The sequence below is a fragment of the Yoonia sp. BS5-3 genome (assembly GCF_038069655.2).
Lineage (GTDB): Bacteria > Pseudomonadota > Alphaproteobacteria > Rhodobacterales > Rhodobacteraceae > Yoonia > Yoonia phaeophyticola.
Genome location: NZ_CP150951.2, coordinates 1454329 through 1479365 on the forward strand (window position 1 = coordinate 1454329; position 25037 = coordinate 1479365).

General features: G+C 56.6%; 23 protein-coding genes. 12 read left to right on the top strand and 11 right to left on the bottom strand.

Features of this window, described 5'->3' with window-relative positions; translation table 11 throughout:
- Window positions 1–2 precede the first annotated feature (2 nt).
- From AABB29_RS07405 to AABB29_RS07430, 6 genes are all read right to left on the bottom strand, one after another.
- Window positions 3–1370, bottom strand: a complete 1368-nt coding sequence (locus tag AABB29_RS07405) for an aldehyde dehydrogenase family protein (RefSeq protein WP_341367545.1) — start codon at window positions 1368–1370, stop codon at window positions 3–5.
- Between the two features lie 3 nt (window positions 1371–1373).
- Complete coding sequence (locus AABB29_RS07410) at window positions 1374–2738, bottom strand: glutamine synthetase family protein (RefSeq protein ID WP_341367544.1); 1365 nt, start codon at window positions 2736–2738, stop codon at window positions 1374–1376.
- Between the two features lie 102 nt (window positions 2739–2840).
- Window positions 2841–3872, bottom strand: coding sequence for a TRAP transporter substrate-binding protein (locus AABB29_RS07415; RefSeq protein WP_341367543.1), 1032 nt, complete (start codon window positions 3870–3872; stop codon window positions 2841–2843).
- 45 nt (window positions 3873–3917) lie between these two features.
- The gene (locus AABB29_RS07420; RefSeq protein WP_341367542.1) at window positions 3918–5243 is read right to left on the bottom strand and encodes a TRAP transporter large permease subunit; all 1326 of its coding nucleotides are present in this window, start codon (window positions 5241–5243) and stop codon (window positions 3918–3920) included.
- On the bottom strand, window positions 5243–5812 hold the full coding sequence (locus AABB29_RS07425) for a TRAP transporter small permease subunit (protein ID WP_373636852.1): 570 nt from the start codon (window positions 5810–5812) through the stop codon (window positions 5243–5245). Before AABB29_RS07425 ends, AABB29_RS07420 begins: the two co-directional genes overlap by 1 nt.
- Entirely contained in the window at window positions 5800–6552 is a 753-nt protein-coding gene (locus tag AABB29_RS07430; protein WP_341367540.1) for an N-formylglutamate amidohydrolase, read from the bottom strand. The genes AABB29_RS07425 and AABB29_RS07430 overlap by 13 nt, the downstream gene beginning before the upstream one ends.
- A 114-nt stretch (window positions 6553–6666) precedes the next feature.
- Between AABB29_RS07430 and AABB29_RS07435 the strand changes: the two genes are divergently transcribed.
- The 5 genes from AABB29_RS07435 to AABB29_RS07455 all read left to right on the top strand — a co-directional run bounded on the left by AABB29_RS07435 (window position 6667) and on the right by AABB29_RS07455 (window position 11645).
- The gene (locus AABB29_RS07435) at window positions 6667–7539 is read left to right on the top strand and encodes a MurR/RpiR family transcriptional regulator (RefSeq protein WP_341367539.1); all 873 of its coding nucleotides are present in this window, start codon (window positions 6667–6669) and stop codon (window positions 7537–7539) included.
- A 151-nt stretch (window positions 7540–7690) separates the two neighbouring features.
- Window positions 7691–8752: an extracellular solute-binding protein gene (locus tag AABB29_RS07440; RefSeq protein ID WP_341367538.1), complete on the top strand. Its 1062-nt coding sequence runs from the start codon at window positions 7691–7693 to the stop codon at window positions 8750–8752.
- Window positions 8753–8812: 60 nt separating this feature from the next.
- Window positions 8813–9931: an ABC transporter ATP-binding protein gene (locus tag AABB29_RS07445; protein ID WP_373636853.1), complete on the top strand. Its 1119-nt coding sequence runs from the start codon at window positions 8813–8815 to the stop codon at window positions 9929–9931.
- On the top strand, window positions 9931–10797 hold the full coding sequence (locus AABB29_RS07450) for an ABC transporter permease (RefSeq protein ID WP_341367537.1): 867 nt from the start codon (window positions 9931–9933) through the stop codon (window positions 10795–10797). The genes AABB29_RS07445 and AABB29_RS07450 overlap by 1 nt, the downstream gene beginning before the upstream one ends.
- Window positions 10794–11645 (top strand): ABC transporter permease, encoded by an 852-nt coding sequence (locus tag AABB29_RS07455; RefSeq protein WP_341367536.1) that lies wholly within the window; start codon window positions 10794–10796, stop codon window positions 11643–11645. Before AABB29_RS07450 ends, AABB29_RS07455 begins: the two co-directional genes overlap by 4 nt.
- 10 nt (window positions 11646–11655) lie before the next feature.
- On the opposite strand, the gene AABB29_RS07460 is transcribed toward AABB29_RS07455, so the two are convergent.
- Window positions 11656–12435, bottom strand: coding sequence for a metallophosphoesterase (locus AABB29_RS07460; RefSeq protein ID WP_341367535.1), 780 nt, complete (start codon window positions 12433–12435; stop codon window positions 11656–11658).
- A 92-nt stretch (window positions 12436–12527) separates the two neighbouring features.
- On the opposite strand from AABB29_RS07460, the gene AABB29_RS07465 reads away from it, so the two are divergent.
- From AABB29_RS07465 to AABB29_RS07485, 5 genes are all read left to right on the top strand, one after another.
- Entirely contained in the window at window positions 12528–13595 is a 1068-nt protein-coding gene (locus AABB29_RS07465) for an alcohol dehydrogenase family protein (RefSeq protein ID WP_341367534.1), read from the top strand.
- 45 nt (window positions 13596–13640) lie between these two features.
- Window positions 13641–14876 (top strand): Hsp70 family protein, encoded by a 1236-nt coding sequence (locus AABB29_RS07470; RefSeq protein ID WP_341367533.1) that lies wholly within the window; start codon window positions 13641–13643, stop codon window positions 14874–14876.
- Window positions 14877–14913: 37 nt separating this feature from the next.
- Window positions 14914–15822, top strand: coding sequence for a rhodanese-related sulfurtransferase (locus tag AABB29_RS07475; RefSeq protein WP_341367532.1), 909 nt, complete (start codon window positions 14914–14916; stop codon window positions 15820–15822).
- Window positions 15819–16220 carry an NUDIX domain-containing protein gene (locus AABB29_RS07480; protein ID WP_341367531.1) on the top strand — a complete coding sequence of 134 codons (402 nt, stop codon included), beginning with the start codon at window positions 15819–15821 and terminating at the stop codon, window positions 16218–16220. The genes AABB29_RS07475 and AABB29_RS07480 overlap by 4 nt, the downstream gene beginning before the upstream one ends.
- A 348-nt stretch (window positions 16221–16568) precedes the next feature.
- Window positions 16569–16841 (top strand): hypothetical protein, encoded by a 273-nt coding sequence (locus AABB29_RS07485; protein WP_341367530.1) that lies wholly within the window; start codon window positions 16569–16571, stop codon window positions 16839–16841.
- 35 nt (window positions 16842–16876) lie between these two features.
- Here AABB29_RS07485 and AABB29_RS07490 read toward each other — a convergent pair whose 3' ends face one another.
- Window positions 16877–17608, bottom strand: a complete 732-nt coding sequence (locus tag AABB29_RS07490) for a class I SAM-dependent methyltransferase (RefSeq protein ID WP_341367529.1) — start codon at window positions 17606–17608, stop codon at window positions 16877–16879.
- Between the two features lie 60 nt (window positions 17609–17668).
- Between AABB29_RS07490 and AABB29_RS07495 the strand changes: the two genes are divergently transcribed.
- Window positions 17669–18712, top strand: coding sequence for an AbrB family transcriptional regulator (locus AABB29_RS07495; protein WP_341367528.1), 1044 nt, complete (start codon window positions 17669–17671; stop codon window positions 18710–18712).
- A 24-nt stretch (window positions 18713–18736) separates the two neighbouring features.
- Window positions 18737–20839, top strand: coding sequence for a S9 family peptidase (locus tag AABB29_RS07500; RefSeq protein ID WP_341367527.1), 2103 nt, complete (start codon window positions 18737–18739; stop codon window positions 20837–20839).
- An 86-nt stretch (window positions 20840–20925) separates the two neighbouring features.
- Here AABB29_RS07500 and AABB29_RS07505 read toward each other — a convergent pair whose 3' ends face one another.
- The 3 genes from AABB29_RS07505 to AABB29_RS07515 all read right to left on the bottom strand — a co-directional run bounded on the left by AABB29_RS07505 (window position 20926) and on the right by AABB29_RS07515 (window position 24986).
- Window positions 20926–21717: an RDD family protein gene (locus tag AABB29_RS07505; protein ID WP_341367526.1), complete on the bottom strand. Its 792-nt coding sequence runs from the start codon at window positions 21715–21717 to the stop codon at window positions 20926–20928.
- A gap of 168 nt (window positions 21718–21885) precedes the next feature.
- Window positions 21886–24300 carry a DNA topoisomerase (ATP-hydrolyzing) subunit B gene (gene gyrB / locus AABB29_RS07510; RefSeq protein WP_341367525.1) on the bottom strand — a complete coding sequence of 805 codons (2415 nt, stop codon included), beginning with the start codon at window positions 24298–24300 and terminating at the stop codon, window positions 21886–21888.
- Between the two features lie 95 nt (window positions 24301–24395).
- Window positions 24396–24986 (bottom strand): NAD(P)H-dependent oxidoreductase, encoded by a 591-nt coding sequence (locus AABB29_RS07515; protein ID WP_373636907.1) that lies wholly within the window; start codon window positions 24984–24986, stop codon window positions 24396–24398.
- Window positions 24987–25037 lie beyond the last annotated feature (51 nt).

Here is a 25037-nt window from a genome sequence, read left to right on the forward strand (position 1 = left end):
TGTCAGGCCTTCTTCAGGTGGTATGATTTTGGACGGGTCAGATTGTGATAGCCGATTACAGACAAACCGCCGCCGCGCCCGGTATCCTTGCAGCCGGTCCAGCACAGGCCCGGATCAAGATAATCTGCGCGGTTCATAAAGACAGTGCCGGTTTCGATCTGGTCGGCGATGGCCTCTGCCCGGGCGACATCCTGGGTCCAGACCGAGGCCGTCAGACCAAAATCGCTATCATTCATCATGGCAATGGCTTCGGCGTCATCCTTGACGGGCATAATCCCGACGACAGGCCCAAAGCTCTCTTCGCGCATTACGCGCATATCATGGGTGACATTGGTCAGGATTTGCGGGGTCAGATAGGCACCGCCATCGTCGGCTGCAAAAGGGGCGATATGGGCCGTGGCCCCAGCTGCAACCGCATCAGCGATCTGGCCGCGCACCTCATCGGCAAAACGTTTATGGGCCATGGGGCCCAGCGTCGTTTCGGGGTCGAGGGGGTTGCCGAGCTTATATCCCTTCACAATCGCGACCGCCTTTTCGACAAAGGCGTCAAAATGCTGTTCGGCCACGTAAATCCGTTCAATCCCGCAGCAGCATTGGCCCGAATTGAACATCGCGCCATCGATCAGTGTCTCAACGGCGACGTCCAAATCGGCGTCATCGCAGACATAGCCGGGGTCTTTGCCGCCCAATTCCAGCCCAATGCCCGTAAACGTGCCCGCCGCCGCGGTTTCCATCGCGCGCCCGCCGCCGACAGAGCCGGTGAAATTGACAAAACCAAAGCTCTTGGCTGCGATCAGGTCGGACGTGGTTTGATGGTCCAAAAAGACGTTCTGGAAAACGTCCGCCGGAATGCCCGCGCTATGAAAGGCTTCGGCCAGATGTTCGCCCACAAGGGGCGTCTGGCTGGCATGTTTTAGCATAACGGTATTCCCGGCGATCAACGCTGGGGCGACCGTGTTGATTGCGGTCATATAAGGATAGTTCCAGGGGGCAACGACCAGCACCACACCATGAGGGACACGCTTGATAACGCGACGAAAGGCAGTGCTGTCTTCCACAACGATATCAGCCAGGGCATCTGCCGCAATATCGGCCATATGGCTTGCACGCTCATTAAAGCCGCCGAACTCGCCACCATAACGGATGGGACGGCCCATCTGGCGGGCAAGGTCGGGCACAATCTGGTCGTTCATAGCACCGATTTGGGCAACACCTTCGCGAACCAACGCGATACGCTCGGCCAGCGGGCGGGCCGCCCAATCGGCCTGCGCGGCCTTGGCGCGCGACACGGCATCCTTCGCGGCGGCAGGGGTCAGCACGGCGCGTTCGGCAAAGACCGAACCGTCGATAGGTGAAATACAGCGGATCATTCCTTAAGCCCTTTCAAAACCGCGCGCGATTTCCCAATCGGTGACAACGCGGTCAAATTCTTCTTGTTCCCATTCGGCGCAGCGGGTGTAGTGATCGATCACATCATCGCCCATCGCGGCACGCAGAAATGCAGAGTTGCGCAGCGTCTCAGTCGCCGCGCGCAGGGTCTGCGGGATGTCCTGTGCCTTGGCGTCTTCATAGACGTCACCCCTCGTTGGTGGGGCAAGTTCCATCTTATCCTCAATTCCCTTGATGCCAGCGGCCAGCATCGCGGCCTGTGCCAGATAGGGGTTCAGATCAGACCCGCCGATGCGGCATTCGACCCGAACGCCCTTGGTGCCATCCCCACAAAGGCGAAAGCCCGCCGTGCGGTTATCGACAGACCAGACGGTTTTTGTGGGGGCGAAGGTCCCCTTTGCAAAGCGCTTGTAGCTGTTGACATAGGGGGCCAGGAAAAAGGTGTAATCGGGCGAGTAAGCGATTAGCCCGGCCATGTAATGTTTCATCAACGTGGACATGCCCAGATCGGCATCGGGGTCAAAAAAGGCGGGATTGCCATCCACCCAAAGCGATTGATGGACATGAGATGAGCTGCCTACCTTGTCATGGTGCCACTTGGGCAGGAAAGTCGCAGCATGGCCCTGCTGCCAGGCGATTTCCTTAATGGCATTTTTGGCAATCGTATGATGGTCCGCGCAATCGATGGCGGCGGCATAGCGAATGTTCAGCTCTTCCTGACCTGTTTCGGCCTCACCCTTTGAGTTTTCGATGGGCAGACCCGCGGCAAACAAATGATTGCGGATCGGGCGCATGACGCCTTCTTCCTTGGTGGTCTGCAGAATGGCATAGTCTTCATTATAGCCGCTGATCGGGGTGAGATCACGAAAGCCCGACCGGCGGATATCATCAAATGACTTTTCAAACAGGAAAAATTCCAGCTCAGTGGCCATCATGGCGTCAAAGCCCAGCGCCTTTAGCCGATCGACCTGGCGTTTCAGCACCTGACGTGGCGCATGCGGCACCGGTTCATGTGTGTGGTGGTCCAGAATATCGCAAAGCACCATCGCGGTGCCCTCAAGCCAGGGTAATTCGCGGATCGTGGCAAGATCGGGGGCCATGATGTAATCGCCATAGCCCTTTTCCCAACTGCTGGATGCGTAACCATCCGGGGTGGCCATCTCAAGATCGGTGGCCAGCAGATAGTTGCAGCAATGGGTTTCTTTGAATGAGGTCTCGACAAAGTTCACGGCGTGAAACCGTTTCCCCATCAAACGGCCCTGCATGTCGGGAAATACAGTCAGAACCGTGTCAATTGATCCCTCTGCGACACGGGCTTTGAGGTCATCGAAGGTCAGCAATCCGGGCATTTCGGTTTCCTTTATCGTGACGGCGCCCCGGACGTGATCCGGGGCCTCCAATTGCGTTCTGTTTGAGGTCCCGGGTCAAGCCCGGGACTGCGTCGCGCGGTATTAGCCGTAGCGATATGGCCGGCCAGCTTTGACCATGTCGGCATTGTATTTCTTGAAGATATCAACAACCCGGCGCTTGGTGTCGCTTTCGGCTGCGATTTCTTCCCAGAAGACTTGCGCCGCATCTTCGACCTGGGCCCATTCTTCATCTGGGATGGTTGTCAGCTCCATCTTGGTGCCGTTGACACGCAGGTCAGCCTCGCCGCCCCAATACCAATGCTGGCGGTAGTAATGCGATTGCTCGCAGCAGACCTGGAAAAGCTTTTGCAGATCTTCGGGCAATTCGTTCCAGCGGTCCATATTAGCAAAGAAGTGTCCAATCCACGCGCCTGAGATATTGTTTGTCAGGAAGTAGTTGGTCACATCGGCCCAGCCCACGGTGTAGTCTTCGGTGATCCCCGACCAGGCAATCCCGTCCAGTTCACCTGTTTGCACGGCGACTTCAATGTCTTCCCAAGGCAGGTTCACCGGGACGACCCCGAATTGCGACAGGAACCGGCCCGCAGTTGGGAAGGTAAAGATGCGCTTGCCTTCCAGATCAGCAAGGCTGCGGATCGGGTCTTTGGTGGCGAAATGGCATGGGTCCCAGGCACCTGCGCTGACATGCTTGACGCCAACGGCTTCATATTCTTCGGCCCAAATCTCGTTCAGCCCGTAGCGGTTGAACAGCACAGGAACATCCAGCGAATAGCGCGACCCAAACGGGAAATAGCCGCCGAACACGGTAACCTCGGTGGGTGAGGCCATGCTGTCATCATCAGATTGCACGGCGTCAATTGTGCCGCGCTGCAAGGCCTGGAACAGCTCGCCCGTGGGGACAAGCTGGTCTGCATAGAACAGCTCAATCTGCATCCGGTCGCCCGCGATGGCGTTGAACATTTCAATGGCCGGGTCGATCACCTCTGCGGCCAAAGCTGCACCCGCATAGGTCTGCATCCGCCACGTGATCGTGCTTTGGGCCAGCGCCGGGGCAGCCAGGGTGGCGGGTGCGGCAACAGCGGCACCCTGGATAAACTTACGTCTCGTCGTCATTTGTTTTCTCCTTGTTGGTTGATGCCGGTTACCCCGGCTATTGCTTTAATTTCCGTAGACATAACTGGGCAACCAGGTGGCGAGGCCGGGAAAGATCATCACCAACGCCAGGGCCAGAACCATGACCAGCACAAATGGTGTGATTGAACCATAGATGTCGCGTAGTGAAATCTCGGGCGGGGCCATCGCGCGCATCAGGAACAGGTTGTAGCCAAATGGCGGGGTCATGTAGGCGATCTGCGTCGTGATCGTATAAAGGATCCCATACCAGATCAGATCAAAGCCCAGCGCACCGACCAAGGGGACGTAAAGCGGGGCAACAATGACCAGCATGGCCGTGTCATCCAAAAAAGTGCCCATCACGATAAAGCTCAGCTGCATCAAGATCAGGATCATCCAGGGGCTGAGCGACAAACGCTCAGTAAAGAGCCCCTCAATCGCTTTCACGGCGCCCAACCCGTCAAACACCGCGCCAAAGGCCAGTGCGGCCAGAATGATCCACATGAACATGCATGTAATGCCCAGCGTGTTACGGACCGAGTTCTCGAACACCTCGCGGGTCATCCGTCCTTTTAGAACCGCTGCCAAAAAGGCCGCCAGCGCCCCAATGGCCGAGCTTTCGACCAGCGATGTCCAGCCATTCACAAAGGGCACCATCATGGTGGCAAAGATAATCAATGGCAAAAGGCCCGCCCGCAAAAGGCGCAGCTTTTCGGCGCGGGGCAGGTTGCGGTCTTTGTCGCTTAGGATGGGGCCCAGATCGGGGTTCATCCGGCAGCGGATCACGATATAGGCCACAAACATCGCGGCCATCATCAGCCCCGGCACGATCCCAGCCAGCCAAAGCTGGCCGACAGGCTGGCGGGCGATCATCGCATAAAGCACCAGCACAACAGAGGGCGGCACCAGGATCCCCAGCGATGACCCGGCCTGGATCACGCCGGTGACCATCCGCTTGTCATAACCGCGCTTCAGCAGCTCTGGCAGCGCAATCGTGGCTCCGATGGCCATGCCTGCGACGGATAACCCGTTCATTGCGGAAATCAGGACCATCAGACCAATTGTTCCGATCGCCAAACCACCGCGCAGCCCACCCATCCAGACATGGAACATGCGGTACAGATCATCGGCAATCTTCGATTCCGATAGGACATAGCCCATGAAAATGAACATCGGCAAGGTCAGCAGCGGATACCAGTTCATCAGCTTCATTGCCGCGGAAAACCCGATATCGTAGCCGCCCCGATCTCCCCAAAGCAAAAGCGCCGCAATCACCGCAATAAACCCAATCGCGCCAAAGACACGTTGCCCGGTCAAAAGCATCAGCATCATGGTCGAAAACATCAATGTGGCGATCATTTCGTAAGGCATCAGATATCCGTCCCCTTCAGGCGCAGAATGTCCTTGAACAGCTCCGAGATGCATTGCAGCAGCATCAAAAAGAAGCCGACAATCATGACCGCTTTGATAGGCCACATATAGGGGCGCCAAGCAGAAGACGATTGTTCGAGGCGGCCGACGTCTTCTGTGCCCAGGATGACACCAAACAAGTATGAAATGGGCGCGTCCCGCCAATAGCCCAGTGAATAGGCGGTCGATGCAATCGCCCCGTATAGCAAAACGCCCAGATAGAAGATCAGGAACAGGACCGTGAAGGCGTCAAACCAGGCTTTGCGCCGGACGGACCAGCCACCATAAAGCAAATCCATCCGCACGTTTGACCCAAGCTGCAATGAATAGGGCCCGCCCAGAATGTAATAGCCAACCATTACGAATTGGGCCATTTCCAGGGTCCAAAGGGATGGCAGGAAAAACGTCTTGCTGATTGAGGACCACAGCAAAATCCCCATCAAAACAAAGATGCCATACATCATCACCCGGCCCAGCCGGTAATTCACTGCGTCAACGACGCGGATATATCCGCGCATCACCGCTTGCATGGGTCTGCCATGGTTTTCTGTAAGGCCTGGGCAACCCAATCAGCCAGTTTCTGACCCATGGCCAGCTGGGCGGCCTCGGTTTGGATCAGATCATTGCGAATCTCTATCATGACATTCAGATGGCCATGCGAAATAGCATGCAGACGCAGGGTATGCGTCACACCATCTTCGGGGCCATAGGGGGCGTTGCGCTGCACATTAAACCCGTCGGCCACGTCCAAAAGAACATCGGCAAAGCGTTGGTCGGTATCGTGCAAAATTCCGATTTCCACGTCACGCTTGGCGCCATGATAAATGGGGGTAAAGCTGTGAATGGTCACGATGACGGCTTTGTCCTTACGGGCGATTTCACCGGACAGGGTTTTGCGAAAGGGCTCGTAATACTGGCTGACACGGGCCTGGCGCGACGCATCGGACAATGCGACATTGCCGGGCACTTCAAAGGCCTCGCTCTTGGCAGGCATGGCGTCGGGGGCCTCGGGCGGGCGGTTGCAGTCATAGACAAGACGCGACACCGAGGCGGCTACAAGCGTGGCATCCAGGACCTCTGACATGGCACGGGCAACACCCAATGCGCCGGGGTCCCAGGCAATATGGCTAAAGCGGGCCTCATCGCTCAGTCCCAGTGTACCCAATTCCGTTGGAATATGATGGGCCGCATGTTCGCACACCAGGACCACGGGCGAGAGCCCGTTTTGCCGCGAAACACGCGTAATGCTATCTTGGTTTTGTTGTTCCATGCACATCCTTCGCAACAAATAGCTTGCCAAAACTGTGCGATGTCAACAGTATTGTGAAAAATTCATAACAGCGCTGGGCGCGTTGATAATTTTTTGAACAACTCGGGTGACAAGATGACGGAAGTGGAAAAAACGATCTCAGATCGCATCCATGATATGTTGGATAGCTTTACCCGTGCGGAACGCCAACTGGCGCTATCTGTACTTGAAAATTACCCCGCTTCGGGGCTGGGACCGTTGACCGCGCTTGCCAAAGATGCCGAAGTTTCGGTGCCCACCGTGGCCCGTATGGTGCAAAAGCTGGGCTTTAACGGTTATCCTGAATTTCAGGCCGGTATCCGGGATGAGCTTAGCGCGCAAATCAAAACCCCCATCGCCAAACATGACACCTGGGCCGAGGCGGCACCGTCGGAACATATCCTGAACAGGTTCACCCAGGCCGTGATGGAAAACGTGCGGCTGACATTGGGGCATATCGACCCCGATGATTTTGATCAGGCCTGCGCATTGATGGCCGATGAAAAGCGGCATCTTTACATTGTCGGGGGGCGGATCACCCATACGCTTGCGGAATATATGTTTCTGCATATGCAGGTCATCCGGCGGAACCTGACGCAGGTGCAATCTTCGGCCAATACATGGCCGCATTACCTGTTGAACGCGCAAGAAGGCGATGTCTTTTTGATCTTTGATGTGCGGCGTTATGAAAACAACACGCTGAAATTGGCCGATATGGCGCGCGAACGCGGGGCGCGGATTATTCTGATGACGGATCAGTGGCGCTCGCCCATTCATCAAATCGCCGAGGTCTGTTTTTGCAATCGGATCGTGGCGCCGTCGGCTTGGGATTCGATGGCAACCGCGCTCTTGCTGCTTGAGACGATGATTTCAGCGGTGCAGACGCTCAATTGGGGCGAAACGCGCGAACGCGTGGAAGAGCTTGAAGGCATGTTTGATCAAACCAAACTGTTCCGGAAATTCACATGATGGGTGCTTTGCATTCAACATCCGGTTGCGCGTCCGGCTGGCTTGGCAAGGCCAGGGCGCAAATGACCACAGGCGCGGCACCGCGACTTAATACTGTTACAATAATGGTGTCCGCGTCTTCTTGCCACTTTATCCAAACAGGGAGAAACCCATGAAATATCCAACACTTGCAACTGTGATTGCAGCCTCTGCCTTGACCGCGCAAATGGCCCATGCGGACACATTGCGTTTGCTGACTTGGGGCGGTTACGCACCCGAGGATGTGATCGCGATGTTTGAAGCCGAAACCGGCCATACGGTCGAAGTGACCACCTCGAACAACGAAGAAATGATCGCCAAGCTGCGCGCAACCAATGGCGGCGGGTTTGATCTGGCCCAGCCCAGCCAAGACCGGATCACCAGCGCGCAAGAAGAATTCGGCATCTACAAGCCCATGGATATGTCCCGGATTGAGGCCGATCTGTTCATCCCGTCCATGCTGGCGGCCACCGCAGCAAACACCACCTATGAGGGCGAAGTTTACGGGCTTCCACATGTCTGGGGCACCAGCGGGCTGGTCGTGAATACAGCCATGGCGGGTGAGGTGACTGACTACCTTGATCTTTGCGATGCCGCGTTTGCGGGCAAGGTATCCTACCGTCTGCGCCGTCCGACATTGATCGGCTTTGCCTATGCGATGGGGCTTGATCCTTTTGCGGCTTATGATGACACCGCCGCTTATCAGGAAATCCTTGATGCGGTTGAGGCCACGCTGACCGAATGCAAACCCAATGTGAAAACCTATTGGGAAGGCGGCGATGAAATCCAGAACCTGCTGCGCTCGGGCGAGGTTGTGGCATCGATGGCGTGGGATACCGGCGGCTGGCAGCTGAATGCCGATAACCCTGATATCACATTCGTCGCACCCGAGGCCGGTGCGCTGGGCTGGATCGATACATTTGTTCTGCCTGCGCGCGGACGGGCCGATGATGCGGCTTATGATTGGATCAACTTCGTCATGCGCCCGGATATCGCGGCAATGATCACCAATAATGCGGGTAACTTTACGGCCGCCGTGGATGGTGATGCCGGTGTCAGCGCTGATCTCAAAGCGCGTTATCAGGGCAGCTTTGATCAGGCGGCCATTGATAACATCAAGTGGTATCCACCTGTGCCCGCAGGTCTGGAAGCGCTGGAAGGCGCCACACTGGACCGGATCAACGCCGCAAACTAAACCGCAATTTGCGGGTCAGTAAGGGGCGCGGCTGCGCGCCCCTTTACCGAAGCGAAAAGGATGCCCCCTTTGGCACAGACACCCCCCGACCTTGAATGCCGTGACCTGATCAAGGATTTCGACAGCTTTCGCGCCGTGGATCAGGTCAGCTTTGATGTTCCGCAAGGATCCTTCTTTTCCATTCTGGGGCCGTCGGGCTGCGGGAAAACGACACTGCTGCGGATGATCGCAGGGTTTCAGGCCCCATCGGGGGGCGATTTGCTGATCAAAGGGCGCTCCATGATCGGGGTGCCGCCGAATAAGCGGCCCGTCTCTATGGTCTTCCAGCATCTGGCGCTGTTTCCGACAATGAATATCGGGGATAATGTGGGCTTTGGGCTGCGTCAGCGGGGCGTTGCAAAAGCCGAAATCAAAACCCGCGTGACCGAGGTGCTGGCCCGTGTGGGGTTACCCAATGTGGCGGAACGGCGGGTGGATCAATTGTCAGGCGGGCAAAGACAGCGTGTCGCCATCGCCCGCTGCATGGTGCTGGAACCTGATGTTCTGCTGCTGGACGAACCGCTCGGCGCGCTTGATCTGAAGCTGCGCGAACATATGAAGGTTGAGCTGAAAACCCTGCAATCTGCGTTCAACACGACCTTCGTTTACATCACCCATGATCAGTCCGAAGCCCTGGTGATGAGCGACAATATCGCCGTGATGAACAATGGCCGTTTCGAACAGATCGGCACGCCGCATGATGTCTACCACGCGCCCCAAACCGCCTTTGTGGCGGGATTTGTGGGGGATGCGAACAAGATCGACGCGCAGGTGACAGCCGTGACGGATGGCATGATGACACTCTCAACGCAAAACGGTGCATCGATGCGGGTGGTGGGCGCGGATAGGGCGCTTGCCGAAGGGACGCCGGCGCAGCTTTTCCTGCGGCCCGAGGCGATTGCACTCCTGCCCAGCGGTGCGGATGCGCCAGAGGGTGCAAATATACAAAACGGTACGGTTGAAACGGTGCTGTTTAACGGTGCCAACAGCACGGTGACGGTCAAAGACGTGCAAGGCGGGCTTTTGACTGTGGCATTGCCGCAAACGGGGGGCTTTGCCAATTTGCAAAAGGGCGACGCTGTGCGCACCAGCTGGCAGCCTGATCAGGCGCGCTGTTACGCGGCGGCAGGGGCGGGCTGATGCGATCTGACGCCTCTCGTCTTGGGCTTTACCTGTTGCTGGCGCCGATCCTGCTTTGGCTGACGGTGCTGATCATCTTGCCGCATATCGGGCTGTTTCTGGTGTCGATCAGCGAAAAGATCGGGCCGCGGGAATATGAGACAGGGTTCGACAATTACGCCGCCTTTTTTACAGAGCCACTTTATTGGCGGACCTTCGGACGGACAGCGATCATGTCTATTCTGGCGACGGTGCTGACATTGCTGATCGGCTTTCCGATCGCCTATTACATCGCAAAATTGACCAAGGGACGCACGAAAACCACCTTGTTTTTGATGTGCATGATCCCGTTTTGGGTCTCTGAGCTGGTGCGGACCTTCGGCTGGATGATCCTGTTGCGGGAAACAGGTGTGTTTTCGAACCTGCTGCAATCGCTTGGGCTGGTCAGCGGGCCGGTTGAGATGCTGTATAATGATGCCGCGATCATGGTGGGGCTGGTCTATACCTCAATCTTGTTCATGGTTGTGCCGCTGGTGACAACGCTGGACAGCCTGGACGATAGCCTGATCGAGGCGGGGTATGACCTGGGCGGGACCAGCACATCGATCTTGCGGGAAATCGTGATCCCCCATGCGATGCCGGGGATCGTGTCGGGATGTATCGTGGTGTTCATGCTGTCGCTGGGCAATTACCTGACGCCAATCCTTTTGGGGGGCAAAGACAGCCTGTGGTTCACGGGGATGATCTACACGCAGTTCATCACGCGCTTTAACTGGGAACTCGGCTCTGCCTTCGGGTTCCTGCTGCTGGCATTGTCATCACTTGTGGTCTTTGCAGGGCTGAAACTGTCGGGGCAATCGCTGTCGAACACGATGGGGCGGTCATGATCACAAGCATCCCGCAACGCGCATTCACCAAATGGTGCTACCGGGCCTATGTGGCGACATTCTTTGTCTATCTAGGGCTGCCTTTGGTAGTGGTTTGCGTCTTCGCGTTCAACAACAGCGTTTTTCCGTCCCTGCCGTGGGAAGGGTTCACCCTGGCCTGGTTTTTCGGCAATGAAGCCCCGTTTATCGGAGTATTCAACGAACGGGCGATCATGCGGTCGATCGGGACGTCGGCCTTTGTGGCGGCATGGGTGTCGGGGCTGGCTGTGTTGGTTGGCACCTGTAACGCGTTTCTCTTCGTAAGATATAATTTCAAAGGAAAAGCGTTTCTATACATGCTGATGCTGCTCCCGCTGATCATTCCAGGGGTGATCCTGGGGATCTCTATTCTGGTGTTCTTCAGCTCAGTGGCCAACACGCTCGAAGATGCGACGGGCATGTGGTTTGACGGGCTGCGCCCAGGGCTGCCGCTGGTCATTCTGGGGCAGTTTTCATTCATCACGACCTTCGCGACACTGGTGATTTCGGCGCGATTGCAAAAATTCGACCCCAGCCTGGAAGAGGCCGCGCTGAACCTTGGGGCCAGCAAATGGGGGGCGATCCGGCAAATCACATTGCCTTTCCTGCTACCTGCAATTGTGGCCTCGGCCGTGGTGGCGATGTTGATGAGCTTTGAAAATTTCAACACCACGCTGATGCTGGTGGGATCAGATTCGCCCCTGACCATCACGATGTTTGATAAGCTCAAACAAGGCTCGACCCCGGTGCTGAATGCCGTGTCGCTGCTGTTGATGGTTGTCTCGGCGATATTGGGGCTGCTGTCACTTCTGTTCCAGAAAAAGCGCTAGGGTCCTGACCCTAGCTCTCGATCCCCGTCTCATAGGGGCAAAACTGGGTATATTGCAGGGTCACATCCCCATGCTCGACATATAACACCCCGTAATGCGGGGCCTCTGCTGCGGGGGTGAAACTGTCCCAATCCCAGGCGGGCTGCGGCGCCGGGGCCTGAAAGGAAATCGCCCCCAGCGTGGCAAATGGAATGCCGCGCACCGTGCCACAGGTGGGCCGGTGGACATGGCCAATGAACAGATATTTGACCTGCCCTTCATTGCAGATCAGATCAAGAAAGGCCGCATCATCGGCCAGCTTGATCTCATCCTGCTTGGGTAAATGCAGGGCCAAGGGCGGGTGATGCATAAAGACATAAGTCGGCTTATCGGTCAGGTTTCCGCGCAGCCAATCCAGCCGGGCCTGGCAAAATTGCCCTGCATGACTGCCAACCATATGGGTATCAAGGCATAAAAACACGGCTTCAGGCGTGTCGATGCGATATTGGATAAAGTCAGCCATGGCAGTTGGCGGCAGGGACAATTGGGCGCGAAACCCTTGCCGGTCGTCATTATTGCCGACCATTGGATAAACGGGGATGCGGGATTGGGCCAGATATTCGGCCAGCATACGATAATCACCGGCGATATCATCGCCGACCAAATCACCACTTAGCACCATAAAATCCGCATCTGCATGATGGGCGTTCATATGATCAATGGCGGCCTTCAGACGGGTGCGCGGATTCAGGCCGCGTATCGTGCCGTCGTTTTGGAAATGCGGGTCGGTCATCCAGATAATTTTGGTCATGCTGCAACGTTAGCATGGGGCGCGGCATTTGCCAGTGGTTCTGGCTGGTCGGATTTGCGATGCTAGGGTCAGTTGACCAAAGGACCGGCCTCATGCGCATACCCGCTACCATGTTTGCAATCGTGACAACCGGGAATGGGGGTTATGACAAGCTTGAGGCGCAACAGGTCCCAACACCGGTCCCGGCCGCGGGCGAGGTTCTGATCAGGGTTGGCGCGGCTGGGGTCAACAACACGGAAATCAACACGCGCTTGGGCTGGTATTCGAAAACAGTCACGTCCAGCACCGACGATACCGCCGCATCTACCAGCGATGATCAAAAGGCAGACGGCGGCTGGAACGCCGCTACGCCCTTTCCGCTAATCCAGGGGACCGATTGCTGCGGGACCGTTGTGCAAGGCCCGCCTGAATTGCTGGACAAGCGGGTGATTGTGCGGGCCTGTATGCGTCCAGACGGGTTCGACACATATGACAATATCTGGATGGCATCCGATTTCGATGGGGCCTTTGCGCAATATGTCAAAGTTCCGCTAACCGAGGTTTTCGCCGTCAATTGCGACTGGACCGACGCAGAGCTGGCGACGATCCCCTGCGCCTATGGCACAGCCGAGACGATGCTTGAACGGGCCAAGGTCAGCGCGGGGGATCGGGTACTGGTGACCGGTGCCTCAGGCGGCGTGGGGTCGGCAGCGGTGCAATTGGCCAAACGGCGTGGGGCCCAAGTTGTGGGCGTAGCCAGCGGGGCAAAGGCGGATCTTGTGGCCGGGATTGGGGCGGATCAGGTTTGCGACCGGGGCAGCGATCTGATCGGGCTTTTGGGTGAAAACGCCGTTGATGTTGTGATCGACAATGTCGGGGGCGAAGGGTTCGGACAAATGCTGCAACTGCTGCGGCGGGGCGGGCGTTATGCATCCTCGGGGGCGATTGCAGGGCCGATCGTCGCGCTTGATCTGCGGGATATGTATCTCAAAGACATCACGCTTTTTGGCAGCACGGCCTGGGACGCGCCGGTTTTCCCCAATCTGATCCGTTATATCGAGGCGGGCGAAATCCGCCCATTGCTGGCCAAGACATTCGATCTGGCCGACATCGCCCAGGCGCAGGACGCGTTCCTGCAAAAGGCGCATTTCGGCAATTTTGTCTTGATCCCGCCCGCCTGATGGATTAGCCCGCGCCCCTTTCTGATATGGATAAGGAGGCAAGACATGGCGACATTGGGTATCGACTTTGGGACCTCCAATACAGCAGCCGGGGTGATGGTTGCCGGGCGTCCACATTTGATCGCGGTTGAACCGGGGCGCACGACGCTGCCGACATCGGTGTTCTTTGACTATGATCGCAAGGTGACAACCTACGGGTCCGTGGCAAATGCCGCGCTGATTGATGGGCGCGAAGGGCGGTTCATGCGGGCGCTCAAATCCGTGCTGGGAACCGCGCTGATGCGCGAGAAACGGCAAATCGCCTATGAACGGCTGACCCTGATCGAAGTGGTTGCGCGGTTCTTGCGGATGATCCGGGAACGGGCCGAGGCGGAAACCGGCGAAACCTATGATCTGGCGCTGTCGGGGCGGCCGGTGCGGTTTCATTCCAGTGATGACGCGCGCAACGCCCAAGCTGAAATCGACCTGCGCGAGGCTTACATGGTGGCCGGTTTCAAAGATGTGTCATTCATGTATGAACCCGACGCCGCAGCGCTGGCCAGCGGGCCTTTGGATAAAGGTGATCTGGGGCTGATCGTGGATATCGGGGGCGGGACGTCTGATTTCTCAATCTTCGAACGGGACGGTAATGCGACCCGGATTATCGCCAGCCACGGGGTGCGGGTCGGCGGAACCGATTTTGACCGGGCGATTTCAATCGCACGGGTCATGCCGCTTTTGGGACGGGGGGCCGAGATACGCAATGCGATGGGCGCAGGGCGACATATCGCGCCGAATGCGATCTTCAACGATCTGGCGACATGGCAGAAAATCCCCTTTGTTTACACAGCCGAAAACCGGCGTATGGCGGCAGATTTCGCCAAGCTGGGCATTGATCCCGCGCTTTTTGAGCGGCTGAAAACAGTGCTTGAGATGGAGCTGGGGCACGACATGGCCTTCGCCGTCGAAGCGGGAAAAATTGAGGTGAACAAGACCGGTATCAGCGATGCGGCGATTATGCTTGATGTGATCGAACGGGGGCTCGCGGCGCCTTTCACGGAACAGGCCATGGCGGCGATATTGGAAGATCAGGCCAGGCAAATCGGGACCTGCGCAGCGCAAACGCTTGATTTGGCCGGGATCACAGCGGACCGGATTGGTAAAATCGTTTTCGTGGGGGGCTCAAGCCTGCTGCAAGTGGTGGAAAAGACGATGGTCGATATGTTCCCCAAGGCCGCGCTTGAACGGACCGAGGCGTTTACGGCCGTCGCCGATGGTTTGGCCATTGCAGCGTCAAGCTGACTTGCCCCTTTGATCAGACAGGCGTAAATCGAGTCCCATGTTTACAGTTGCTGCCCTTTACCACTTTACGCGGTTTGACGACCCGCCTGCGCTGCAAGGCCCTTTGCAAGAACTGTGCAAATCGCGGGGGATCACCGGCACACTGCTCTTGGCTGGCGAAGGGATCAACGGCACAATTGCCGGGGACCGGGCGGGTATTGACGCAGTGATCGCGCATATCCGGGCACTGCCGGGATGTGCTGATCTGGAATGGAAAGAAAGCACGGCAACCACGCCGCCATTTCACCGGATGAAAGTCCGGCTGAAAAAGGAAATCGTGACCATGGGGCAGCCGGATGTTGATCCGGTTGCGCAGGTTGGGAACTATGTGGATCCAGCCGATTGGAACGCTTTGATCAGCGCGCCCGACGTGGCGGTGATTGACACGCGCAATGATTACGAAGTGGCGATTGGCACCTTTGACGGGGCGGTCGACCCCGAAACCAAAAGCTTTGGTGAATTCCCCGCCTGGTGGGAAGAAAATAAACACCGGTTCCACAACAAGAAAATCGCGATGTTCTGCACGGGGGGTATCCGGTGCGAGAAATCAACGAATTATCTGATGGGTCAAGGGGTTGAGGATGTGTACCACCTCAAGGGCGGCATCCTGAAATACCTTGAAGAAGTGCCGCAGGAAGACAGCAAATGGGACGGCGAATGCTTTGTCTTTGATGCGCGGGTCAGCGTCGGGCACGGGCTGAAAGAAGGGCCGCATATCCTATGCTATGCCTGCCGCCGACCGCTGATGCCCGAAGACCGCAACCACCCCGCGTTTGAGGCCGGTGTGGCCTGTCATCAATGCGTGGACGAAACGACCGAAGACGACAAAGCCCGTTTCCGCGAACGCCAAAAACAAATGGCCTTGGCCAAAAAGCGCGGGACGCATCATATCGGCGGCTCATCGTGATCCAGGCGGCGATTGCTGTCTTGGTTCGCGACAATAAGGTTTTACTCGCGCGCCGGGCGCCGCATCGCAAGGATTATCCGAACCGCTGGGATTTCATCGGTGGCCGGATTGAGACGGGCGAAACACCCCAAGCGGCACTGGCACGCGAACTGGGCGAAGAACTGGCGATATCACTGAAAAATGCGGTGTTTCTGAAAAAGATGTTGGACCGACACCTACGGCCCGATGATCCGCCAACCTACTGGTTCTTTAAGGTGACTGAGTGGGTTGGGACACCGGTGATTGCGAACGATGAACACAGCGCGCTGAACTGGTTTACGCTTGCGCAGATGCAAGTACTGCCTGATTTGGCAGACCGGGCCTATCTGGATTTGGCGACCGAAGCGCTTTCAAGTTGAAGATTTTGGCGTGTCTTCGCCACAGCTAGCTTGACCCTAGGACAAGCCTGTTGATTTTTGCTTTCGCTCGTGTATGACGTCCGCATCGCAACCATAAATGAAGGAGGCTGTCGATGACGATTTATCAATATCAGACCGCCGCCGCCTGTGGGATGCGATCGGTGTTTGGCGCAGCCGCCCTTAAGGGTCCTTGGTTCGGCTAAAGACACCCCCGTCGCCCCGGCGACATCCTTCCACCCTTTTATCTGACGTTGCTGACCACACACGCATTGCATTTGCGCGTTGGCCGATTTGTCAAAACCTCATTCGTAACAGGCAATTTTTGCCTCTTTTTAGGGAGATAGTGTGATGAATGCACTGCCACTTGATACAAGCCAAACGCCGCGCGAGGTGATCGATGATCTGGTTGCCAGTTTTGGTCTGCGCCGGGTTTTATTGGCCGTCCTGACACGGGTTTTCCGGCGTAGCCGACCACCGGACGCACCCAGTTTCCCAAACCTGCATTGGCAGCCGGACGTAGACAATCTGTCCGCGCATCTGCGCCAGGACTTGGGACTGCCGCCAGAAACGAATACCTTTCTGGTTGATCACATCACGCTGCGTCCCGGCGGGCTTTTGTAATGCGGCGTCGCCCCGGATATCGGGGCGACTGCCATTCACGGCTTTTCATAGACCGAGATATGCACCCGGCTATTTGCTGTGAAATCCGATTTATCCCAACCGCCCCAGCGATGCTTGGGCTGCAAGCCTGCCAGACGGGCCATCAGATCAATCTCGGGCGGATAGGCATAGCGCAGGGGCAATGGCACCAGCTTCATGCCATCTTGGGTGATACGAACGCGCTGGTAGGCCAGGCGCTGGGCGACCGGGTCATGCGTTACCGCCTCAAGCCAAAGCCGGGACATATCCAGCTTGCGCGTCTTGACCATTTGATGATCAACGAAATCAGCAAAATCCGGGACAAAGGCCTCTATCAGGAATGTCCCGCCCGGTTTCAATTGTTTGGCGACATTGGCAAAGCAGGTGATCTGATCTTCTTGACTGGGTAGATTGAAAAGCGTGTTGAAAACCAAAAAGACATGGTCAAAGGGGCCATCGGCTGCCACGTCTTTCATATCGCCAATGGTGACGGGAATGGCATCACCGCCGGGTTTTTCGCGTAGCTTGGCAATCATATCGGGCGAGGCTTCGATCCCATGAATGTCAAAACCCATCCGGGAGAGGGGCAATGCGACGCGGCCCGTTCCAATCGCTAATTCCAGCAGGCGTTTGCCCGGCGCCAGCGCAGCAATCAGGGCAACGGTTTGATCCGTGGTGCCCGGATCATGCATGGCGTCATAACCGTCCGCGTTCAGCGTGCCGAATGTCGCGGGGCCAAATTCATCCATATCGCGATCCTCCCACCGAATGCGCTAGCGGTTCATCGGGGATAATGCAAATCTGCAGCCATGTCAGAAGGATATCGGGAAACAGGGCTCGCCGTCATGATCGGGTTGATCTGCGCGGGTGTGGCCTATGGGGCTGGGCTGCCTTTGCCATGGATGCTTGGGCCCATGATCGGGAACACGGTGGCGGCCATGATGCGGTTGCCCATCCGGGGGCCGGACCGGCTGCGGCCATTCGTGATCCCGGTGATCGGTGTGATGCTAGGGTCCGGGGTCTCGGCCGAGATGATCGGGCTTTTGGGCAGCTGGGTGATGACACTGGCGATCTTGCCGGTTTTCCTGGGCACAGCGGCAGGGCTGTCATTCCTCGTCTATCGCTATCTTGGAAAATACGACAGCGTCACGGCCTTCTATGCGGCAATGCCGGGCGGCTTAAACGAAATGCTGATCCTGGGCGGGGCGGCCGGGGGAAGTGAACGGAAAATCGCATTGGCCCATGCATCGCGGATCCTGATCGTGATCATCTTTGTCGCAATCTTCTTTGGGTTGGTGCTGGGGGTGTCCAGCGGCGGGCAAGGGGCGACAACTTGGGTGGGGCTTCAGGTGCCCAGCCTTCAGGATTACATCATCTTAGGGGTCTGCGCGGTGGCTGGGTTTTGGCTGGGGCGAAAGGCTGGATTACCGGCAGCACCGGTCTTTGGGCCAATGATCTTAAGCGGGATTGCGCATATCGCAGGCTGGGTGGTCGTGGCGCCGCCCTCGGTCTTTGTGATCGCAGCGCAAATCACGATGGGAACGATCATCGGCACGCGGTTTGTCGGGGCGACGGTCACGGAAATCAGGCGTGATCTGGGGCTGGCGATCCTGGCATCCTCGGCGATGCTGGTTGTGGCAATCATGTTTGCAGAGATTATCGCGATCAGCGGACATATCCCGCTGAGCCAAGCCTTCTTGGCCTATTCGCCGGGCGGGCTGACGGAAATGTCGCTGCTGACCTTGGCGCTTGATCAGGATGTGGCCTATGTTTCGGTGATGCATATCGTCCGGATCACGCTTGTGATTGCGATTGCGCCTTATGTCTTTAAGCTGCTCATGCCACGACGCTAACCCGCCCATGCAAAGGTCCTTCTGATGTCGCCAAAATTCCCCGCCCTGCCAAACGCACCCATTGCGCGCCAAAAGCCAAGCCAAGCCACGTTTCACGGGGTCACGCTTTGCGATGATTACGGGTGGCTGCGGGCCGATAACTGGCAAGAGGCAATGCGCGACCCTGATAAACTGCCCGCCGATATCAAAACCTACCTGCAAGAGGAAAACGCCTATTACGACGCGGCGATGAAGGACACCACCGGACTCCAAGATAGGCTCATCGGGGAAATGCGAGGACGGATCAAGGAAGATGACGAAAGCGTGCCGGTGCGCAACGGGCCTTACTCCTATGTGATGCGCTACAGCCAAGGGGATGAGCATCCGCGCTATGTGCGGATGCCGCGGGAAGGGGGCGATGAAACCGTCCTGATCGATGTGAATGCCGAGGCTAAAGACCAGGACTATTTTCACCTGGGCGGGATCGTCACATCACCGGGGCACAGCCTGCTGGCGTGGTCTGCCGATACAAACGGATCGGAATTCTACCGGCTGCGAATCCGCGACACGCAGACAGGTCAGGACCTTCCGCACATGCTCGAAGATGTGGGGTCTATCGCCTGGGCGAATGAAAAAACGCTGTTTTACGTGCGGGTTGATGAAAACCACCGGCCGAACAAAGTGTTCAAACATGTGATCGGCAGGGATCAGGCCGATGACGTGCTGGTCTATGAAGAAACAGACAACCGGTACTATGTTGGGCTCGGGCGGATGCGGTCAGGGGCATTCATCGAAATCGAAACCGGGATGAATGACGAAACAGAGGTCTGGGTGATCCCCACTGACGCGCCCGATACGCCGCCGCAATTGATCGAAGCGCGCAGCGAAGGGATCGAATATAGTATCGAACATCAAGATGACCGGTTCCTGATCCTGACCAATGCAGATGATGCGCTGGATTTCAAAGTGATGGAGGCGCCCATCGCAACGCCCTCGCGTGCGCATTGGAAAGACCTGTTGCCCCATCAGGCAGGGCGCATGATCATCAGCATCTTTGCCTACAAGGATTGGATGATCTGGATTGAACGGGAAAATGCATTGCCGCGCATCCGCTTTGTCCGCAAAGGGCAGGATATCGGCGGGGCCGAAAGCATCGCCTTCGACGAAGAGGCATATGGGCTGGGCGCCATGCCCAGCGTGGAATATGACACAGGCAGTTTCCGCTTCAGCTATACGTCGCCCACCACCCCGGCCGAGATTTACGATTATGATCTGGCCAGCACCAAACGGGTGCTGCGCAAGACCACTGAAATCCCCTCAGGGCATGACCCGTCCGATTACGTCACGCGGCGGATTATGGCGCCATCGCATGATGGGGCCGAGGTGCCGGTGACGCTGCTTTATCACACATCAACAGCGCTGGATGGGTCCGCGCCATGTTTGCTTTATGGGTATGGCTCTTACGGGGCCAGCATGCCGGCGACATTTTCAAGCAACCGGCTGTCGCTCGTGGACCGGGGCTTTGTCTACGCGATCGCGCATATCCGCGGGGGCGAAGAAAAAGGGCGGGCTTGGTATGAAGAGGCCAAATTCGGCAAAAAACCGAACACGTTCCATGATTTCATCGGCGCTGGGGAAAAGCTGATTGCGGATGGCTATACAGCCAAGGGCAATATCGTGATCTCGGGCGGTTCTGCTGGCGGGCTACTGGTCGGGGCGGTTCTGAACATGCGCCCCGATCTTTTGGCGGGGGCCATCGCTGATGTGCCTTTTGTCGATGTGCTGAACACCATTCTGGACGACACATTGCCGCTAACGCCTGGCGAATGGTCCCAATGGGGGAACCCGATCGCCAGTAAAGAGGCCTTTGACGATATCCGGGGCTATTCGCCCTATGACAATGTCAGCGCGCAGGACTACCCGGCGATGCTTGTCACGGCAGGGGTCTCGGATCCGCGCGTGACCTATTGGGAACCGGCCAAATGGGTGGCCAAGCTGCGGGTCACCAAGACCGATGACAACATCCTGATGCTAAGAACGAACATGACTTCGGGACATTTTGGAAAATCCGGACGGTTTGCAGCACTCGAAGACGCAGCCCGATCCTACGCTTTCGCAATGAAAGCGGTGGGGATGGATGTAAGCTAGGATCTTGGCCCTAAAGTGATTTGATCAGTTGTCAAAAACACTTGGACTGACACAACGTTTTCAGCGGGTGTGGGCCTGCAGTCTGTTCAAGCGGTTTTGCGGCGGGTTACGAGACCGGCAAATCGATCCCAGAAGGTGCGCCCGCGCCAAACAACAAAAGACCCGAATGTGAATATCAGGGCAGCCACAGACAGCACCACATAAACCATCAGAATTTTTGCAGCGGCACTTTCGCGGCCCTCCGTTTCAAACGATTGTAGGAATGATGCGGCGTCATCATCTGTCCAATTATTGGCCACGACGGTAAAAATCAGCGGCAGCAGACTAAAGATAATGCAGAATATCGCCTTGAAGTACTCTCGCTTTAACGCCGCGACAGGCGTCGGCTTCACACCTTGATCATCCATGACATATAGCCGGACCAAGCGCTTGCCCGGGGTGGTGCCCCATTTCCAAAGGGCGAAAGCCAATAGAAACGGTGCGAAAAAGTAGAAATACCCACCGACAAAGATATATTCCTGCGACTCTCCAGCGGCGTTGGTTGTATAGTGCAAGGTGTAAGCGGAACGGCCGTTTTCGGTCATACCGACCTTTTGCAAACGCGCGACGTAGTAGCTTGTCAGGAATGTATTCGTCACCCGGCAAAGCTGTTGAGCATGAACTTGGCCCTCTTCAAGCGGAAGAAGCGCGTTCATGCGCTCGGCCGTTACAAGATCGTCACGCTGCTGGCAGACCGTTGATTGGATGATCTCAGGTGCGAGCAACCGGCCAGAATATAATGGGTTCAAAGCGACAATGACGACAGCACAAAGAACGCTGATCAACGTCAGGTCAATCAAGGTGGCCAATACCCGGCGCCAGAAAAACTTAGGTTCCACTTAAATCTCCAAAAATTCCGGCAACGGATCGTGGTTCTGTGCCAATGCGCAGGTGTTCAAATTGTCTTCCAGCGTAATGCATAAGCAATCATGAGGCGAGCGCTGAATAACGCCGCAGGCAAGATCATATGTACAGGTTCTGTACGCGGTATGTACGCCCGCTGTACGTCAGAAATCCAAGTTTTCGACGTTCAGCGCATTGTTCTGGATGAACTCGCGGCGCGGCTCAACGACGTCGCCCATCAGCTTGGTAAACAGATCATCGGCCTCCGCCACATCATCTACCTTGACTTGCAACAGGGTGCGGGCATCGGGGTCCAATGTGGTCTCCCAAAGCTGGTCTGGATTCATCTCGCCCAGGCCCTTATATCGTTGTAAAGAAAGGCCTTTTTCGCCTTCTTCCAGGATCGCTTTCAGCAGATCAAGTGGGCCGTGGATCAGTTGGCTCCTGTCCTTTCGGACCAGCGTGGCAGGCAGATTGTAGACATCTTGCAGGCTTTGGGTAAACGTCCCGGTCTTGCGCGCCTCGCCCGAGCGCAGCATCGGTCCATCCAGCGTGCGGACTTCTTCAACCCCGCGCAAAATCCGCGCCAACCGCATCCCCTTATCCTGCGTAATCCGCCCCTGCCAACCGCGTTCCCATTCGAGTGCGATGAGGTCCAAACGGGCGGCGACGCGGTCGGCTGTGCCTTGCAAATCGCTGTCGACAACGCCCGGCACAAAGGCCCCGGCGATCGCGGCTTGTTCCAGAATATGGCGCGGGTAATGCGTTGGAAAGGCTTCCAAAACCCGTTTGAGCTGGCGGGCTTCGTCAACCACCCGGCGCAGGTCTGCACCAGTGATTTCTTCGCCGTTGCCCTGCCGCAGCAACGCGCCTTCGATCCCTTGTTCGATCAGGTATTCATCCATTGCGGCCTGATCTTTCAGGTACACTTCGGATTTGCCGCGCGACACCTTATAAAGCGGCGGTTGTGCGATATAGAGGTACCCGCCCTCGATCAATTCGGGCATTTGACGGAAGAAGAATGTCAGCAGAAGGGTGCGAATATGCGCGCCGTCGACATCCGCATCGGTCATGATAACGACCTTGTGGTAACGCAGCTTTTCGATGTTGAATTCGTCCCGGCCAATCCCGGTGCCCAGCGCCATCACAAGGTTGCCAACCTCCTGGCTGGACAGCATCCGGTCAAACCGCGCGCGTTCTACGTTCAGGATTTTCCCGCGCAGGGGCAAAATCGCCTGGGTTTTCCGGTCGCGCCCGGTTTGGGCAGAGCCACCGGCGGAATCCCCCTCGACGAGGAAAACTTCGGTCTTGGATGGGTCTTTTTCAGAACAGTCTTTCAGTTTTGAGGCGTTAAAATTCACGTCCATTGCCGATTTTCGGCGGATTTCACGTGCTTTGCGCGCGGCCTCGCGGGCAGCGGCGGCTTCGACGATTTTGGTGATGATCGCCTTGGCCTCATTGGGGTTTTCTTCGAACCATTCGTTCAGCTTTTCGCCCATCAGGTTTTCAACAGCAGGGCGCACTTCGGAACTGACCAGCTTGTCCTTGGTCTGGCTTGAGAATTTCGGATCAGGCACCTTGACCGACAACACGCAGGTCAGACCTTCGCGTGCGTCATCACCTGTCAGGCTAACCTTTTCCTTTTTGGTGATGCCGGTTTCGGTCGCGTATTTCGCAATGGCGCGGGTCAGCGCGCCCCGGAAACCTGCCATATGCGTCCCGCCATCGCGCTGCGGGATGTTATTGGTGAACGGCAAGACCATTTCATTGTAGCTGTCATTCCACCACATCGCGACTTCGACGCCGATATCGTCCCGCTCGCCCGCGACATAAATCGGGGCATCCATCAAAGGCGTTTTGGACCGGTCGAGGTATTTGACGAATTCTTTCACGCCGCCTTCGTAGAACAAGTCCGCCTTGAGCGGCTCAGCCGGGCGCAGGTCTTCCAAAATGATACGCACGCCAGAATTCAGGAACGCCAGCTCGCGCAGGCGCTTTTCGAGCGTGTCAAAGCTGTAGTCGCGGTTGCTGAAAGTGTCGGTGCTGGCCAGGAAAGTAACCTCGGTCCCCTTGCGCCCGTTTGCTTCGCCTTCAACACGCAGATGTTCGGTTGTAAAGCCGCCCTCAAAACGCGCGTAGTGTTCTTTGTCGTCGCGCCAGATGCGCAGCTCAAGAAAATCGGACAGCGCGTTCACAACAGAGACGCCAACGCCGTGCAGGCCGCCTGAGACTTTATAAGAGTTGCTGTCGAACTTACCGCCAGCGTGCAATTGGGTCATGATGACCTCGGCGGCTGAGACGCCTTCTTCGGCGTGGATATCAACGGGAATACCGCGCCCATTGTCGCCCACTGTGACCGAGCCGTCGGCATTGATTTTCACGTAAACATGGTCCGCGTGGCCGGCCAAAGCCTCATCAATGCCGTTATCGACAACTTCATACACCATATGGTGCAGACCCGAGCCGTCGTCTGTGTCCCCGATATACATGCCGGGACGTTTGCGTACCGCTTCTAAGCCCTTGAGAACTTTAATAGAATCGGCGCCGTATTCTTCTTGGTTTTGATTGTCATCGGCCATGTGTTTTGTCCCGTGTCTTTATCCGCAAAATATATGCGTTTTCAGGGGGTTTGTCACGCAATTGGCACAATATTTTGTGGTTTTTGGGGAACTGGTTAGGCCGTCAATTTCCCTTGCTTTTCTACCTTGTCAATCCATCGGGCAACGGTGGCAGCAGTCGCATCGCTCGCGCCGGAAAAATAAGTGTAGCGGGTCAGCTTGATCCCGACGAAACCAAGGATCTGTTTCTTCAATTGATGGATGATCGCGCTTTTGTAGATGAGCCGCTGAAACCAGCGCGGGGTGTCGGATGTCATGATCACATGCCCGGTTTTCCCGGTCAGCATCGGCGTCGGCATACCCATCTTTGTAACGCGTGTATCAAACGCCCGCCCTGGCAAGAGAGCCCGATCAAACAAGCCTTTTAGTTTAGCGGGCAAACCACCCCACCACATCGGGGTCGTCAAGACGAAGTGGTTCGCCCATTCCAGATCGGCCATGAAACGGTCTAGCTGAGGCTCCAGAGGTTTGGTCTGTGAATAGTTTCCGCTGCCCATATCCATATCGAATTGCATTTCTGATAGATGATGTGTCCGAATTTCTGCCCCGGCCTGCTGCGCTGCTTTTGCATAGCTTTCTGCAAATTGGCGCGAAAGCGATGTTTGTCCGGGATGTCCATTAAGAATGAGAATGCGCTTTTGTGCCATATCGAAACCCATTAAATTGACTGCGGTCATTTTATAGTTCAAAAAATTGAC

What these genes read in the sequence shown, in the direction of transcription:
- AABB29_RS07405 (WP_341367545.1), bottom strand. Translation starts at nt 1,370, where the DNA reads ATGATCCGCTGTATTTCACCTATCGACGGTTCGGTCTTTGCCGAACGC.
- AABB29_RS07410 (WP_341367544.1), bottom strand. Translation starts at nt 2,738, where the DNA reads ATGCCCGGATTGCTGACCTTCGATGACCTCAAAGCCCGTGTCGCAGAG.
- AABB29_RS07415 (WP_341367543.1), bottom strand. Translation starts at nt 3,872, where the DNA reads ATGACGACGAGACGTAAGTTTATCCAGGGTGCCGCTGTTGCCGCACCC.
- AABB29_RS07420 (WP_341367542.1), bottom strand. Translation starts at nt 5,243, where the DNA reads ATGCCTTACGAAATGATCGCCACATTGATGTTTTCGACCATGATGCTG.
- AABB29_RS07425 (WP_373636852.1), bottom strand. Translation starts at nt 5,812, where the DNA reads ATGCAAGCGGTGATGCGCGGATATATCCGCGTCGTTGACGCAGTGAAT.
- AABB29_RS07430 (WP_341367540.1), bottom strand. Translation starts at nt 6,552, where the DNA reads ATGGAACAACAAAACCAAGATAGCATTACGCGTGTTTCGCGGCAAAAC.
- AABB29_RS07435 (WP_341367539.1), top strand. Translation starts at nt 6,667, where the DNA reads ATGACGGAAGTGGAAAAAACGATCTCAGATCGCATCCATGATATGTTG.
- AABB29_RS07440 (WP_341367538.1), top strand. Translation starts at nt 7,691, where the DNA reads ATGAAATATCCAACACTTGCAACTGTGATTGCAGCCTCTGCCTTGACC.
- AABB29_RS07445 (WP_373636853.1), top strand. Translation starts at nt 8,813, where the DNA reads ATGCCCCCTTTGGCACAGACACCCCCCGACCTTGAATGCCGTGACCTG.
- AABB29_RS07450 (WP_341367537.1), top strand. Translation starts at nt 9,931, where the DNA reads ATGCGATCTGACGCCTCTCGTCTTGGGCTTTACCTGTTGCTGGCGCCG.
- AABB29_RS07455 (WP_341367536.1), top strand. Translation starts at nt 10,794, where the DNA reads ATGATCACAAGCATCCCGCAACGCGCATTCACCAAATGGTGCTACCGG.
- AABB29_RS07460 (WP_341367535.1), bottom strand. Translation starts at nt 12,435, where the DNA reads ATGACCAAAATTATCTGGATGACCGACCCGCATTTCCAAAACGACGGC.
- AABB29_RS07465 (WP_341367534.1), top strand. Translation starts at nt 12,528, where the DNA reads ATGCGCATACCCGCTACCATGTTTGCAATCGTGACAACCGGGAATGGG.
- AABB29_RS07470 (WP_341367533.1), top strand. Translation starts at nt 13,641, where the DNA reads ATGGCGACATTGGGTATCGACTTTGGGACCTCCAATACAGCAGCCGGG.
- AABB29_RS07475 (WP_341367532.1), top strand. Translation starts at nt 14,914, where the DNA reads ATGTTTACAGTTGCTGCCCTTTACCACTTTACGCGGTTTGACGACCCG.
- AABB29_RS07485 (WP_341367530.1), top strand. Translation starts at nt 16,569, where the DNA reads ATGAATGCACTGCCACTTGATACAAGCCAAACGCCGCGCGAGGTGATC.
- AABB29_RS07490 (WP_341367529.1), bottom strand. Translation starts at nt 17,608, where the DNA reads ATGGATGAATTTGGCCCCGCGACATTCGGCACGCTGAACGCGGACGGT.
- AABB29_RS07495 (WP_341367528.1), top strand. Translation starts at nt 17,669, where the DNA reads ATGTCAGAAGGATATCGGGAAACAGGGCTCGCCGTCATGATCGGGTTG.
- AABB29_RS07500 (WP_341367527.1), top strand. Translation starts at nt 18,737, where the DNA reads ATGTCGCCAAAATTCCCCGCCCTGCCAAACGCACCCATTGCGCGCCAA.
- gyrB (WP_341367525.1), bottom strand. Translation starts at nt 24,300, where the DNA reads ATGGCCGATGACAATCAAAACCAAGAAGAATACGGCGCCGATTCTATT.
- AABB29_RS07515 (WP_373636907.1), bottom strand. Translation starts at nt 24,986, where the DNA reads ATGGCACAAAAGCGCATTCTCATTCTTAATGGACATCCCGGACAAACA.